The organism is Roseovarius sp. AK1035 (assembly GCF_003288315.1).
GTDB classification, from domain to species: domain Bacteria; phylum Pseudomonadota; class Alphaproteobacteria; order Rhodobacterales; family Rhodobacteraceae; genus Roseovarius; species Roseovarius mucosus_A.
This window is the reverse complement of the sequence record NZ_CP030100.1, coordinates 70,848-85,228: the sequence shown is the minus strand read 5'-3', so window position 1 is coordinate 85,228 and position 14,381 is coordinate 70,848. Positions and strand designations below refer to the sequence as shown.

Sequence of the window (14,381 nt, the reverse complement as noted above, 5' to 3'; positions counted from 1 at the left end):
AGTTCTTTGCCTGTTAGCTGTTATCCCCCCGTGACATCTCCCTTGCGATTGTCTTGTTCCCGATTTTCCGGCCTGACTTTCGAGGTGCGAAAGCTGTCCCAGAACAGCAATGCTGCCCCACAAAAGATCGCCACGTCAGCCAAGTTGAAGGACGGCCAGTGGTATGACCCGTAATGGAAGTCGAGAAAGTCAGGGACGGCCTGATAGCGCAGACGGTCAAGGATATTGCCAAGCGCGCCTCCGATGATCAGACCGAGCGCCGCACCTGTCAGCCCGTCCGGAGCCTTCCATAGCCAGATCAGCAGCCATGCCACGACCACGGCAGCAAGTGCGACCAGACCCCACCAGGGTACGACCCCGCCGAGCATACCGAAGCTGACCCCATCGTTCAAAACCCGCACGAGGTTGAGAAAGGGCAGAACCTCGACCCCGTTCTCAAGCGCCGGGGAGTTCAGGGCAAGAGCCTTGGTGCCCTGATCAACACCAAACGCGGCGATGGCGCAAAGCCCACCGAGAACGCGGCTGTTCATGCCACCGCCTTCAGATCGGCCCGCGCGTCGCGGATGATCGCCCATGACGAGTGCAGGAACAGTCCGGCGATCCCGAACGCGACGATAAGATCGGGCCAAGCGCTGCCCAGCCAAACCACTAGCCCAGCGGCGATAACGACTGCGGCGTTGCCGATGGCGTCGTTACGCGAGAAAAGCCAGACAGCGCGCATGTTCGCATCGCCCTTGCGGTACCGCAACAACGGCAGCACGGAGATGACATTTATCACAAGAGCAATCAGGCCCAGAATCCCCATCAATGTGGCGTCTGGGGTTGTCGGCTCGAATGCCCTTATGATGGTCGTGCTAAAGACCCCAAGGCCAAGCAGGCCGAGAAAGATGCCCTGGATCAGGGCAGAGCGTGCCCGCCAGAGAAGGCTCCATCCGATGGCAAGAAGCCCCAAGAAAGTGATCGCGCCATCGCCGATGAAATCCAGCGCGTCGGCCTTCACCGCCTGTGACCCGGCAATAAACCCACCAATCATTTCCAGAACGCCGTAACCGACATTTAGAATCACGACGATCCAGAGCGCGCGGCGGTAGCCCGGGTCCTGATGGGCCGCACTTTGCTGAAGGTCCTCGTCGCTCTCGATGCGGTCGAACCCATATCCCGTTGTCTCAACGGCTTTTTCAATCTCCGGCAGGCTTGCTTCAGGGACTTTCAGAGTCATGATATGGGTCGCCGCTGATACTTTCACTGCGTCGGGCGCGACACCCGCAGACTGCGCCGCCCGCTCGATCTGGGCGGCATCCTTGGCGCAATCCATTCCGGAAACCCGGTAACGGACGGGCGACGTATCTGCTGTCGATCGGGTGCTTTCGGTGTTGGCCATCGGTGCAATACTCCTGCTAAAGTGGATCAAGTTCAAACATATCAGCAAGGAGTGATATGATGCAAGTCTTCGCCGATCGCAATGCTGCGGCCGCTGGCATCGAGCGTAGGGCAAAGCTCTTTCGCGGTCTTGCCGACCCGAGCCGACTGGCGATACTGGGCGTGCTGTGTGAAGGACCGTTGGTTGTTCACGAGATCGTCAAACGCACAGGGCTATCGCAGCCCAACGTGTCAAATCATTTGCGATGCCTTCTGGATTGCGGACTTGTCGCCAGCGACCGCGATGGGCGCTTCATTCGCTACCGGATCAGCAGTCCGCGCATAGCAGCTCTTTTAAATGATGTAGACGCCCTGCTTGATGTGGTCGCAGAAGGTGTTGGGGCTTGTGACAATTATCGCGAAGCGTGAACGATAATATCCCAATGCACGTCATCACGACCACTTCCGCGTGAGGCAAAATTTTATATGGGGCTTGCTGCCAAACGTGTTGAAAAGACCCATTATTGAAAGCGCTCAATTTAACTGCTCGGCATAGCGAGTTAAGGATCACAATTGAAGCGAAGATCAAGACGAGGCCCGGCATCGTGGCAGTAGCCTGGTTTCACCCCACAGATCGTGACAGCGCTTAGACTGATAAAGAAACGAACGGGCCCGAAGTATTACCGAGATCGTCTGGCATCAAAATTTCTCTTGAACCTCTAGTAGCTTTAGGAGTTAAGCCACCGACATAGAACGGCACCATGGAGCAAGTTGCCAATAACGCCTCACTCTTTCCCGGGCGAACAACACTGCGTTCGGGGTAAGGTTCGGTTTGCCGTCCAATGCGTGAACGGAGCAATCTATATGCTGACAAGACGACACTTCATCCAGACGACTGCCGCATTGTTCTCGGCGTCTATCTCGAGTCCGCTCCTCGCTGACACCTGGCCCACTGAAGCGGAAAAGGCGGCTTGGGATGCACAGATTACACCGCCGGGCTATAACCCAGCCACATCAAACCCGTGGGGCCTGCACCCGCGCTTTCTGCCGCAGCGGGTTATAACTAAAGATGGTCTTGTGGCCGGTGACATCCATGTCGATGCTGTCGCGCGCTATCTTTACCATATCGAGGAAGGCGGCACGGCGATGCGCTATGGCGTAGCGATTGCTCGTGGCAAACTTTATGAGCCAGGCGTCTACACGATCAAGCGCAAGGTCAGGTGGCCGCATTGGCAGCCAACACAGAACATGATTGACCGCGACCCGGAGCTCTACGCCGACATCGCTGACGGTATGGAACCCGGACCTGAGAACGCGCTCGGGTCACGGGCGCTTTATCTCTATGTCGGGGACCGAGACACCTATCTGCGCATCCACGGTACACCACAGCCGCGAAGCATCGGCGGCCGAGCCAGTTCCGGTTGCGTCCGGATGGTCATGGCGCACATAAACGATCTGTATCCGAATGTGGAGATTGGCTCGACGGCGTTCCTATATTCGGCCGAGGACAGCGTGACTCCGCAGAGTTGACCCAAGCCGCGCCGTCAATCCGACGCTTGGACGCGTCAATCAGGATTGGCGCGCGACGCAGATGGGATTGCCGCCTGCCGATCGCAACGGGACCAAGGTCGTTTCCACCGGCCCACTATGGGCATACCAATAGCAATTATCTTCGGGACGTAGCCGTGCCGTGATGAGATCCTGGTCGGGTGCAGCGAGGGCTGCGACAGATTCTGGAACATTGCCGATCCTGAATGGATCGTTGTCTTCCTTAGAAGGCACCGCGCAGCCAGCCAGGGCCAATGTTGCAACCATGATCACCGCATATTTTTGAAGCATATCTATCTCACTCTTTGGCAGGTCAGCCGCGTCCTCAGACTTAACGGCGCGTTTCAAGGTTCCGCAGGTCTGTGTCCTTATTTGACCAAGTTTCTGTTTTTGCTCTTGAAGCTCTAGTTACTGTAGGGGCTATCTCAATGTGGAATGAACGAATCCCGAGGTCAATCCCATGTCTTCCAATGGCCACCGCCACGACCACAAGCACAGCTCTGACTGCAGTCACGATCATGGTGATGATCACAAACATGCGAGCGTAGTTCCCCACTCTCATGGAAAAGGTGCTGCGTGCTGCGGTGCTGGAGCCAACACGGGACCGGCACAATCCATCCCCTCGAATGGGCGAAGTTTTCAAGTTTCCGGTCTAGATTGTGCCGAAGAGGTGGCAATCCTGAATAGGGTGGTCGGTCCAAAAGTCGGCGGGACTGAGCATCTGGCGTTCGATGTCATCAATGGTCGGATGACGATTCTGGATACCGCAGTCGGAATTTCGGACAACGAGGTTTCGCAACTGGTCGCGAGTACCGGCATGAGCACAAAACCGTGGGACGCCGACAACGCAGCAGAGGATCAGGCCGCGCATCTGGCACGTCAGAAGCGCTTTACCTCGTTGAGCGGCGGCTTCTGGGCGGCGGGATTCCTTTTTCACATTGTCGAGACCGGCATGGGCGGCGCGCTCGGGCTCTTTGCGGGGCATGGCGAGGTGCCTATGCCTATGGCGGAAGCAGGGATCTTCGCCGTCGCGATCCTCTTTGGGGTCTGGCTGGTTGCGCCCAAGGCATGGTCTTCGGCGCGGCGACTTTCGCCAGACATGAACCTACTGATGGTGGTGGCCGTTGCAGGAGCCATCGGGCTCGGCGAATTCTTCGAGGCCGCGACGGTCGCGTTTTTCTTCTCTTTGTCGCTCTATCTTGAGAGCTGGAGTGTCGGTCGCGCACGCAACGCGGTTTCATCTCTCCTCGACCTCGCGCCGCCTACGGCTCGGGTTCTTTACGACGACGGATCGGAAGCCGACGTTCCGGCCGCTGCCGTGGCAGTCAATGCAAGGTTTATCGTGCGCGGCGGCGACCGGATCCCTCTCGACGGTGAAGTCGTGGACGGGGCAGGGGCCGTCGATCAGGCTCCTATTACCGGCGAAAGCGCACTGGTGCCCAAGGAGCCCGGCGACGAGGTCTATGCCGGCACTATCAACGGCGAGGGCACACTGACGGTGCGGGCGACCAAAGCCGCCTCGGACACGGTGCTGGCGAAAATCATTCGCATGGTGGGCGATGCCCATGCCCGTCGTGCGCCGGTCGAGCAGTGGGTCGCGAAGTTCGCGCGCATCTACACACCCATTGTGATGGCTCTGGCGATCGCCATCGCGCTGGTGCCGCCACTGCTGCTCGGCGGCGCCTGGGACTACTGGTTCTACAATGCTCTGGTCCTTCTGGTCATCGCATGTCCTTGCGCGCTGGTCATTTCTACGCCGGTTTCTATCGTGGCGGCGCTGACCGCGTCGGCACGGGCGGGGGTGCTCATCAAGGGCGGCGCCTATGTCGAGGCGCCGGGGCGGACCACGGCACTGGCGATGGACAAGACCGGGACGATCACCATGGGCGAGCCTGAGGTGGCGGCGGTTCACCCCCTGGTCGGCGTTTCCGCACGCGATCTCATGGCGCTGGCAGCAAGTCTGGAGGCGCGGTCTTCACACCCGCTGGCACGCGCCATCCTCTCGCGCGCCGAAGCCGATGGTGTTTCCGTGTCTGCCGCAGAGGACACCCGCACCGTGCCCGGGCGCGGTCTGGAAGGACGCGCCGACGGGCGCGCTATCTGGCTCGGCTCGGATCGCTTCGCCGAAGAGAAGGGGTTCGGCAATGCCATTCCGGCGGATCTGCGGGACCGGATCGAAGGGGCAGGGAGCACCCTCGTTGCCGTGGGTGACGAGACCGGCGTGACCGGCGTACTGGAGCTTCGCGACCGCATCCGCCCAGATGCAAAGGGGATCGTTGCGCGCCTACACGCGCAGGGCGTGAAGACAATCGTCATGCTGACCGGCGATAACGAGCGCACCGCGCGTGCAGTGGCGGCCGAGGTCGGCATTGACGAGGTGCGTGCCGATCTCTTGCCAGAAGACAAGGTGACGGCCATCGAGGAACTGGTGGCAACCCACGACATGGTGGCGATGATCGGTGACGGCGTGAACGACGCACCGGCGATGGCGCGGGCGCATTATGCCATCGCCATGGGGGCTGTCGGTTCGGACGCGGCCATCGAGACGGCCGATATCGCGCTGATGACCGACGATCTGGCTCGAGTGCCGTGGCTGATTGCTCACTCTCGCCGGACAATGACGATTATCCACCAGAATATCGGTATATCGCTGGCAACCAAGGCGCTGTTCGTCGGGCTGACCGCGTTCGGGATGGCCTCGATGTGGGGCGCCATCGCTGCGGATGTAGGCGTATCCCTGTTGGTGGTCGCCAATGCGCTGCGGCTTTTGAACGGGCATCGGATCAAGGACGGGCCTTCGGGCGGTGAACCGGTGGGCGAGCAGATGGCGAAGGGAGCACTGGCGCACGGTCATTGATCCGACGTCTTCGTTAGAGTAACCTCTGGCACCAACAGACCTCGCAAAAAGGGGCGTCGAGCAGTGACAAACACCAGATTTCCACGGCGCGCCTTTTTGATGGGCGGATTTGCCGCCTTCCTGTCAGGCTGTGCCAGCAAGTTCCGGTCGTACAACGGACCCGAAGTGACTCGGCTGCGCATGTACAAGGGACAACGACTGCTGGTTCTTGATGGGGCGGATGACGTCTTGCGGACCTATCCCATCGGATTGGGCTTCGCGCCCGAGGGCCACAAGCAGTTCGAGGGGGACGGACGGACGCCGGAAGGCTCCTACGAGATTGACCGGCGCAACCCGGACAGCCTCTTCCATCTCTCCATCGGCATTTCCTATCCCAACGAGGCTGACATCGCGTTCGCGGAGGCGCAAGGAAAGTCGCCGGGTGGTGACATTTTCGTCCACGGCGGACCGCGCAAGGGGATCGACCCAATGAATGTCCGCGACTGGACGGCAGGCTGCATCGCTGTCACGGACCGCCAGATCGAGGAAATCTATGCCATGGTCAGGGACGGGACCCCGATCGACATCTATGCCTGAGGATCAGGTGAAACGGCGCCGCAGCGTGACGTTGATCGCCTCGATGGCGATGACCATGACGACGACCGCAATCGTGACGCTGGCGGCCTTGTCGTACTGGAAGGAACGCACGTAGGTCTGGATGTAGAAGCCGATCCCGCCCGCGCCGACTATGCCGAGGATCAGGGACTCTCGCAGGTTTAGTTCGAACCGGAAGATCGTGTCGCGGGCGACGACCGGCGCCATCTGCGGCCAGATCGCATGTCTGAGCCGCACGAGCGGCCCGGCGCCCGCGCTTTCCAGCGCGGCGATCGGCGCGCGGGGCACGCCGTCGATCGCCTCGGCATAGAACTTGGCGAGCATCCCCGTTGCATGAAAGGCGACCGCGATGATGCCGGGCAGCGGCCCGAGCCCGACAGCGCCCACCATGAGCATGGCCACGAGGATCAGCGGAATTGCCCGGATGAAGGCAAGCAGCGTTCGGATCGGTCGGAACACCGCACGCGATACCATCGTTTCGGAGGCGAGGATGCCGAGGGGAACGGACAGGATCACAGCACCGAGGGTGCCGAGGATCGCGATCCTCAGCGTTTCCGCGCTGCCCTTCCTGATCTCGGCCATCACCGTCGGGTCAGGCGGAACCATCCGGCCGAGGAAATCGGCAATGCGCGGGCCGGCCGACATGAGACGCGACAACTCGACATCGGTCGTCGCGAAGGACCACACGATCGCGGCGGCGATCAGACCGCTCGTCGCAAAGCCGCCAAACCCGCGGAACGCCATCAGGACACCGCCCTGAGGCCGATACCGGGGATTGGCTCAACCTCCCGATAGAGCTCCGCTGTCGCATCATCGTTCAACTCGGAGGTCGGTACATCGAAGGCGATCCGCCCATCCCGCATGCCGATGATGCGCTGCGCGAAACGCCGCGCCAGGTCGGGCTGGTGCGAGGAAAACAGCGCCGTTGCGCCGCGCGCTTGCGCCGCCCCGGTCAGCAGCGCCAAGACCTCCCCAGCGCGGGTGGGGTCGAGGTTGCTCACCGGCTCGTCGGCGAGGATCAGCCGTGGCTCCTGCGCGAGACACCGCGCAATGGCCACGCGCTGCCGCTGGCCGCCGCTGAGACTGTCGACCCGGCGTTCGGCGAGATCGGCAATGCCGCAATCGGTGAGGGCTGTGCGCGCAATGTCGAGATCATGTGGCGTTGGCGACCCCAGCAGGGCGCGCAGGGGCGCCATCCGGCCTAGGCGGCCGTTCAGCACGTTGCGCAGAACCGTGGAGCGTTCGACCAAGGCGAATTCCTGAAACACGAAACCGGTATCAGGTCGGCTTGCGCGCGGCGGCGGTTGGTCGGGATCGAGCGGCGCACCCAAGACTGAAACGCGCCCGCGCCAGCCCTGAAGCCTGCCGTCGAGCAATGCCAGCAGCGTTGTTTTTCCTGCCCCGGACGGGCCGAGCAAAGCGACGCTTTCGCCGGTCGAAATTGTAAGCGAGACCCGCTCCAGCGCCGGAACACTCCCGCCCGGATGGGCAAAGTTCAGGTCGTCGATCCGGATCGCAATGTTCATTCCAGGAGCCCATATCGCCGTGCCATGTCGCGCACGCCGCCATAGGCGGCGGAGTCGGCCCTGACATAGCCGTCCGGCCCGTAGAGATAGCGCAGCTTGTCGCGGTTCTCAGGTTCGTTGAGCTGCAGCATCGCGTTGGTGAAGCGGTCTTGCACCTCGGCATCCAACCCGGGTCGCGCGATCACGACATGGCTCGGGATTGGCGGGCTTTCCGCGATCCATGTCACCTGTGCCTGCTGCTGCGGCGTCAGGAGCAGGTCCGCATACTGGCTGGCACCCGCGGCGTCGACCAGACCTTCGGCCATCGCCTGCATGGCCTGCTGATAGCCGCCTGCGAAGAAGACGCGGCCGAAGAATGCCTCCGCCGCGCCCGGACCGTCGATCAGCCCAGCCTCGACGAATTCGGCGAGCGGATAGAGATAACCAGATTCCGAGATCGGATCGGCAAAGGCGATGTCGCGCCCGCGCAGGTCGGCAAGCCCTGCGATGCCACTATCGCGCCGGACGAAGATGCGACCCGTGTAGCTCGGCGCGTCGCGGTAGACCTCGGACAGGAGTGGCACGGCACCGATCTCGGCCTCGGCCAGGACGAAAGGCAGGGCGCCCATGAAGGAGATATCCGCGTCGCCATTGCGCAGCGCCTCGACCGCTGCCGCATGGTCGATGGTAACAAACCCTTCGACGGGGACGTCGATCTCACTAGCCAGCCAGCCGGTGATGGCTTCAATGTCGCCCAGGAGCTTCTCGGGGTTCTCCTGCGGGATGAAAGCCAGCCGCAACGCAGTGTCCTGCGCGGCCAGCGGGGTTGCGAGCGATACTGCGCCCGCAGCGGCCAGCGCCAACATCGTTCTGCGGTTCATATGGATCGCCATCAGAATGCCCTCTCTTCGATTGCGTCGGCTTCGGACTTGAACGCGGTCCAGCTTGTTTCGGCAGCCACCCAGTCATCAGTACGAACGGCGTCACCAACCTCGGCCAGACGTTGGGCCAACGCGTAGACTTCAGGCCGCGCAGCCAGGTTCGACATTGTGCTGGCGTCCGCCGAAAGGTCCGCGGCCACGGTGTCGGTCAGCAGCAGGATATGTTTTGCATCCCGCTGCGGCAGCAGCGTATCAAGCGTCGAGGCGAAGGTCGTCAGTTCGGAGAATGCCAGCCGGAAGGCGGTGTTCTCGGCGTCGAATGCCTCATAGGGCTCGTCCGCTGCGCCCACGGTCTCCAGATAGGCCGTCAGGTCGGCCCGTTCCGCTCCGGTCAGGCCGAGCGCTTTCGATTCGTCGAACCAGTCCACGACAGCGGCCAGGGTCGGCAGCGACCCGTCGTGGAAATAGGGCGCGGTGTAGACGGTGCCGAGCAGCGTGGGTGTATCCATCGCACCGGTGCGGGCGCCATCGTAGGCCAACGCAACCGAGCCGATATCATGGGCCTGCCGGTCCAGGAAGTTCGTGTCCGGGACGTGGCAGCTGGAGCAGGAACGGTCGCCGAGCGCCGCGAAGGGTGTATTGAAGATCGCTTCGCCGCGCTGCGCTGCCTCGGGAGCGGCTTCGGTCAGCTGACCATCCGGTGTCAGCATGGAGTTGGGCAGGAAGTCGAATTCGAGCATGTAGGCGAGCAGAGCATCCAGCATGAAGGGCGTCGGTTCATCGCCGCCGAACTCGTTGACGATGACGTTGCGGGTGAAATCGCGCAAGGAGGCGAAGCGGCCATCGCGGCCGTAGGGCCCGGTGAAGCGCAGGCCACGGAGGCTGGGGATGTCAATCGGATCATCACGCCGGTCATTGAAGATCGGGTTGAAGAAGGCGCCATCGACATCGATCGCGCCTGGTTGATGGCTCGCACCCGGAATGAAAAGCCTCTGGTTAACGTCCGATCGGTTGTGACAGGTCGAACAAGCGACCCCGAGACCCTGCGCCGGATTGCCAAAGATTTGCGCGCTGTCGAATAGCATGTCGCCATAGGCCACCAATGGCAGGTCGGTCTCGTCGATGCCCTGCTCCTCGAAATTGAGGACGAGGCGCGGCAGCGGATCCTGATCGAAGATGTCAGACCCCGGCGGCAGGCTAGGCGGCACCTCGATGGTGCGGCCACTCAGGACAACAGTTTCCGGCAGCGCGCTCAGCGTCCGGCGCGGCGCGAAATCGTCAACGAGGTAATTCTCGGCGAGATAGAGGGAGATGACTTCGCGCGCGGCTTCCATGGTTTTGCGACTCGCGGGTGTGGCACCAGCACCAAGAACACCGGCGGAACCTGTGCTGCTGTTGAGTTCCAGCCAGGCGAGGCCGATGCGTCTCGAAGCGTCGGGATCAGCAGCCGCGATACCGTCCGCGAACGAGCGATAGAGTTCTCGGGCTGTCCGCACGGCCTGCTGCGCACGTGCAGGGTCGTCGGCCATGACTGCTCGGTCCAGTTCCTCGTCGATCCGGCGCGCGATCAGCCGCGTCGCCTCGGCAAAGACCGCCTGGCGGTCTTCGCGAGTGATGGCGTCCAGAAGGGGGGCGGGTCCGATGTCGCTGTTGCCGTCCAGCCATGCCAATGCACCAACAGAGAATTCCGAACCCCGGTAGGGTTCGGCCCAGGCGGTCCCGACGTCATCCCAAGGCAGCGGTTCGAGATTTCCGAGGAAGAGAGTCAGCCGGTAGGCCGCCGCCTCGGGAAGCCATGGAGCCTCCTTGGCAGGCGTCGCAGCGACAGGTCCGGACAGGACGAGCGCACTTGCGAGTGCGACAATGAACGCTCCAAGGAATTTCTGAATCACCGTGGTCTCCCAACTTCAAAGTTAGCCACGGCTAATTTATCTACCCTATGCAAACAAGTTGTCAATCCTGCAGTTTCCCTGCAAAGTCCCAAGTATGACAAAGCTGCAATCACAGGAACATGAACCGTTCGAAACTGTCGACAGGGCTCCCGAAGCACAGGCTGAGGGATTCGCGACCGTGCGTCAGGCACATGAGAGCGAAATGGCGGAAGATTACGTTGAACTGATCGCCGAACTGATCGAGTCGCGCGGAGAGGCAAGGCCGGTGGAAATCGCCGAACGGTTTGGAGTGAAGCCGCCGACCGTGACCAAGAACATCTCGCGACTCAAAGCTGCTGGCCTGGTGCGGCGGGAACCTTACCGCGCCATATTCCTCACGGATGCCGGTCGGGAGTTGGCCGAGGCCTGCCGCCGGCGGCACAGGATCGTCGTCGCGTTTCTCCTCAGCCTGGGAATCGACGAAGAGACTGCGGAACGCGATGCGGAGGGGATCGAGCATCACGTCAGCACGACCACGCTGGAGGCCTTCGAACACGCCCTCCTGCAATCTGAGAGCGGCAAGTAGCGCAGCATCAAGTTCTCGCGAAATTCAGCAAAGCAAGACTCAGGAGGCGGCGGCGTCAGCAGTCAAAGGCTGGTGGGTCTGTTCTGATGGTCAACTTTAGTGCAGAAAATCGTTCGTGTCCTCTGAGCTTGGCCAGCCCGAGATAGTGTGCCCAAAATCTCTGACTGCGACGACGGTGCAGCGAAAATGTCGATCGCGGGAAAAGACGTGGGTACAACCTTTGATTTGCTCCTCTGTTCAAAGCGCATAGACAATAGTCACCACCGTCGTCATGACGATGAAGAACATGACCAAGGCGCCTATGGCGAGCGTCCGGCCCATGTCGCGGTTTGGCTTTGCCACTTTCAGACGCAATTCTTCGGCCGTTTCCGGAAACTCGAGCGCCGCGGAGTTCGAGCCTCGCACCAACTCGTATCGTGAATTCCAGCGACGCACCTCGGCCGCGTTCCACCCGTTCATGACCAGAATGATCGCGGCGATCATCAGCATCGAGGACGGGACCCAGATCGTGTAGCCACCCATGGTTTCGTCGGACAGGGGATCGAGCAACCCGGTTCCCGCCGTTTGGTAGGAGGCATAGAGGCTCACCTCTTTGAGTGTCGTCAAGGAACCCAGAAAAATGTTTGAAACGATCACCGCAAAACCGGAGATCAGCCTTGCGCCGCGCCTCGCGCCCTCAGGGGGATCTCTCGGGTCGAAGAGCATGCCGAAATACCAGATCCCTGCCAGCACCATCGCAAAATGGGCGAACACCTCGATCGCCGCGATGCGCTGCGCAAGTCCGTAAAGCACTGGAATCTGCCAGATAAAGAGCGACGTGATGAGCGCGGCAGTGGCGGTTACCGGATGTGCCAAGAGCCCCAAAGTAATAGATTTTCCAAGAGCGCCGAGGTATCGACGCCACCGTCTGTTCAAACCGGCTTGCAATAGTCGCCACGGCTGAGAGACCGCGATGAGTAGTGGTCCTGCAAGGCGAAGGAGAAGATGCTCCACTTGGTGCACCGAAAAGAGGCTGTGCCCCAACGAAGCCAGAGGCGCATTCGTGGCCGCGAGAATACAGGTCAAGCCAGCGAAGAACAGAGCTTGCCGCCAAACAGAAACCGTCCCGCGAATGCGAGCGGATCGCGCGAGGCCGCGCACGTAGAACCATGCGGCCAAACTGACGGAAACAAGGGACACTGGCGAAATCGCATATCCAAACGGGTCGAAATTAAGGAAGTAGGTGATCATTGGCTCCTGTCATGTTGTATTGCTGGCCCATCGACGGACACTGGTGAAAGTCGAGATGTTCCCACTGCGCCACCTTGGGCCAAGGACAGATCAGTGGACATCGGAAGGTATTTGCCCTGCATCCACATGGGGAAAAGGTTTTCATAGAAACGTGAGAGCGGGTGGCCGGACTGACCGGCGGGCGCGATGAAATAGGATCCGGCTTCTTCCGAAAACGACATGACCGCCTGAAAATTGGTGCCCGCGCTGGTCGCGAACGGGCGGTCATTGTCAGAAGTGAACAGTGTTGCAATCAGTGTGTCGGGATCGCCGGAAGATGGGGCTTCGAGAGACAGCAGATCGCTGATGATCCCGCTCGATCGGATTGGTGCCCACCCCATATTCAAAGCGTGTGCTTCGCCCCAGGCCCAGGCGGACGGATCGGGTCCGTAGCGGTCGACAAGCCAGCCGATGGCATCATCCAGGGCCGCACGAACCTGATCCTGGCAGGTCTCGATGCGGGTAGACGGGCGGATGTCGCACCAGATTGCGCTCCCTCCGCGATCTGAAAGCACCGCAAATAGGACATCGGGATTTGGCCTGGCCCAGACCTTCGTCGCGGATGGAAATTCATCCTGAAGTATTCGCTTTTGCAACGCGCGCGCCCAGGCCCAGAACACGAGCGGCTCCGGTGAAAAGCGATCCATGTCGCCATTCCATTGGGCAAGTTGATCCAGAATATCGCCGCGAAGCTCATCTGCGCGGTTCTCTTCGAGAGCACCTGTGGAACCCACGAACCAAAGCTCTTTTGCCATTATAGGAAGAAGCGCCCGCGCGGCAGCGCTGACCGTGTCGCGCTGCACCGTAATCGCGCCCTCGACCGAGAATATCGGCTGCCGCTCATCAAGAGCAGCCAGACGGGCGTCTCGAAACGATAAAGGAGTTTCGACCTCCCTGTCAGGCCAGCGAGCAAGGGTTTCTCGGTCGATCGCAAGAATCTCCAATCCGGCTGGTGACAGGTTCATGCATGCGTCCATAGCATCGTTCACATCGGCGGACCGCGCCAGACGGTCAAGCATCATCAGAAAATTGCTGGCCTGCGCGGCCGTGGGATTCTCTGGCTCTTTAACGGCTTTCTGGGACACAGATCGGAACGCCCAAGCGACGCGTTCGCTGCGACCGACGACAATGAAGGGCACACCCGGCAATGTAGCCCCAATCGCGGCTCCGGTCGGGAGTTGAATATCCGCCAGGTACCATTCAGAAGGCAGCGATAAGGGGCCACGTATATCGGCGGCGAGAATTGGTGCTCCGGTAGCTGTTCTGTCTCCAGGCAACGCCCAAGCATCGAGGCTGACCTTGGGCGAGGTCACAAACAGCTCGGGCAAAAGAGGTCGATCCGACGGGATCGGTAGATCTGACAAGCCGGACAGGTCATTCTGCCGTCTCTCGGGTTGAAGATCGTTCAGAAACGCTTGGGCAAGTCTGAGACTATCGACGGGTCTCCAGGCTGCGATCATTCTCTCATCCGCGATCAACAGATCGGGTGAGCCTCTGCCGCGCCCGCCTTCGGACACCAGGCCAAGCCACGCGTTGACACCTGCGGCATATGCGTCGAGCGCTTGGGCTGTCGAAGGCTCAACTTCGATCGTCCGGTCAAGTGGCATCAAGGCTTGCGCTGCCCGCCTTGCCCTCAATAACTGGCCAAGCCTGTCCTGAGCGTGAACGAAACCAAGCGCGAAATAGGCGTCCGGAGCGGAGTCTGCAGAAATGTGCGGTATGGCCGCAGCATCTCGCAGAATATCGACTGGACCTTCGATACCCGCAACACTGAAATCCTCGTCATAGTCGGGGACGGAGGCGCGCAAAAGAAAGTAGACGACACCGGATACGGTCAGTCCTAATGCAAAAACCGCCAGGAGCAAGTACAGTAATATGTTGAATAGTCGTTTCAATTCGTTGCCGGTGCCA

General features: G+C 60.9%; 14 protein-coding genes. 5 read left to right on the top strand and 9 right to left on the bottom strand.

Features of this window, described 5'->3' with window-relative positions; translation table 11 throughout:
- Positions 1–20: 20 nt before the first annotated feature.
- On the bottom strand, positions 21–530 hold the full coding sequence (gene lspA / locus RAK1035_RS19755) for a signal peptidase II (protein WP_009824417.1): 510 nt from the start codon (positions 528–530) through the stop codon (positions 21–23).
- A complete protein-coding gene (locus RAK1035_RS19750; RefSeq protein WP_037298733.1) occupies positions 527–1,381 on the bottom strand; it encodes a cation transporter in 855 nt (284 codons plus the stop codon). Before RAK1035_RS19750 ends, lspA begins: the two co-directional genes overlap by 4 nt.
- 56 nt (positions 1,382–1,437) lie before the next feature.
- Here RAK1035_RS19750 and RAK1035_RS19745 point away from each other — a divergent pair, with 56 nt between their 5' ends.
- A complete protein-coding gene (locus tag RAK1035_RS19745; RefSeq protein WP_005613345.1) occupies positions 1,438–1,788 on the top strand; it encodes an ArsR/SmtB family transcription factor in 351 nt (116 codons plus the stop codon).
- Positions 1,789–2,223: 435 nt separating this feature from the next.
- Positions 2,224–2,889 (top strand): L,D-transpeptidase, encoded by a 666-nt coding sequence (locus tag RAK1035_RS19740; protein ID WP_005613343.1) that lies wholly within the window; start codon positions 2,224–2,226, stop codon positions 2,887–2,889.
- A 39-nt stretch (positions 2,890–2,928) separates the two neighbouring features.
- On the opposite strand, the gene RAK1035_RS19735 is transcribed toward RAK1035_RS19740, so the two are convergent.
- A complete protein-coding gene (locus tag RAK1035_RS19735; RefSeq protein WP_005613342.1) occupies positions 2,929–3,198 on the bottom strand; it encodes a hypothetical protein in 270 nt (89 codons plus the stop codon).
- A 169-nt stretch (positions 3,199–3,367) separates the two neighbouring features.
- Between RAK1035_RS19735 and RAK1035_RS19730 the strand changes: the two genes are divergently transcribed.
- Both RAK1035_RS19730 and RAK1035_RS19725 read left to right on the top strand, forming a co-directional pair.
- Entirely contained in the window at positions 3,368–5,764 is a 2,397-nt protein-coding gene (locus RAK1035_RS19730; protein ID WP_439570338.1) for a heavy metal translocating P-type ATPase, read from the top strand.
- 99 nt (positions 5,765–5,863) lie between these two features.
- Positions 5,864–6,340, top strand: a complete 477-nt coding sequence (locus RAK1035_RS19725; protein WP_008282841.1) for a L,D-transpeptidase family protein — start codon at positions 5,864–5,866, stop codon at positions 6,338–6,340.
- A 3-nt stretch (positions 6,341–6,343) separates the two neighbouring features.
- On the opposite strand, the gene phnE is transcribed toward RAK1035_RS19725, so the two are convergent.
- Genes phnE through RAK1035_RS19705 form a run of 4 tightly spaced genes read right to left on the bottom strand, consistent with a single transcriptional unit; the run spans position 6,344 to position 10,636 of the window.
- Positions 6,344–7,102, bottom strand: coding sequence for a phosphonate ABC transporter, permease protein PhnE (gene phnE, locus RAK1035_RS19720; RefSeq protein ID WP_008282840.1), 759 nt, complete (start codon positions 7,100–7,102; stop codon positions 6,344–6,346).
- The gene (locus tag RAK1035_RS19715) at positions 7,102–7,884 is read right to left on the bottom strand and encodes a phosphonate ABC transporter ATP-binding protein (protein WP_008282839.1); all 783 of its coding nucleotides are present in this window, start codon (positions 7,882–7,884) and stop codon (positions 7,102–7,104) included. Before RAK1035_RS19715 ends, phnE begins: the two co-directional genes overlap by 1 nt.
- Positions 7,881–8,756 (bottom strand): phosphate/phosphite/phosphonate ABC transporter substrate-binding protein, encoded by an 876-nt coding sequence (locus tag RAK1035_RS19710; protein WP_008282838.1) that lies wholly within the window; start codon positions 8,754–8,756, stop codon positions 7,881–7,883. The genes RAK1035_RS19715 and RAK1035_RS19710 overlap by 4 nt, the downstream gene beginning before the upstream one ends.
- Complete coding sequence (locus tag RAK1035_RS19705; RefSeq protein ID WP_008282837.1) at positions 8,756–10,636, bottom strand: cytochrome c peroxidase; 1,881 nt, start codon at positions 10,634–10,636, stop codon at positions 8,756–8,758. Before RAK1035_RS19705 ends, RAK1035_RS19710 begins: the two co-directional genes overlap by 1 nt.
- 94 nt (positions 10,637–10,730) lie before the next feature.
- Here RAK1035_RS19705 and mntR point away from each other — a divergent pair, with 94 nt between their 5' ends.
- Entirely contained in the window at positions 10,731–11,201 is a 471-nt protein-coding gene (gene mntR / locus RAK1035_RS19700; RefSeq protein ID WP_005641374.1) for a manganese-binding transcriptional regulator MntR, read from the top strand.
- Positions 11,202–11,438: 237 nt separating this feature from the next.
- On the opposite strand, the gene RAK1035_RS19690 is transcribed toward mntR, so the two are convergent.
- A complete protein-coding gene (locus RAK1035_RS19690) occupies positions 11,439–12,431 on the bottom strand; it encodes a cytochrome c oxidase assembly protein (protein ID WP_037275512.1) in 993 nt (330 codons plus the stop codon).
- The gene (locus RAK1035_RS19685; protein ID WP_008282833.1) at positions 12,428–14,365 is read right to left on the bottom strand and encodes a penicillin acylase family protein; all 1,938 of its coding nucleotides are present in this window, start codon (positions 14,363–14,365) and stop codon (positions 12,428–12,430) included. The genes RAK1035_RS19690 and RAK1035_RS19685 overlap by 4 nt, the downstream gene beginning before the upstream one ends.
- Positions 14,366–14,381 lie beyond the last annotated feature (16 nt).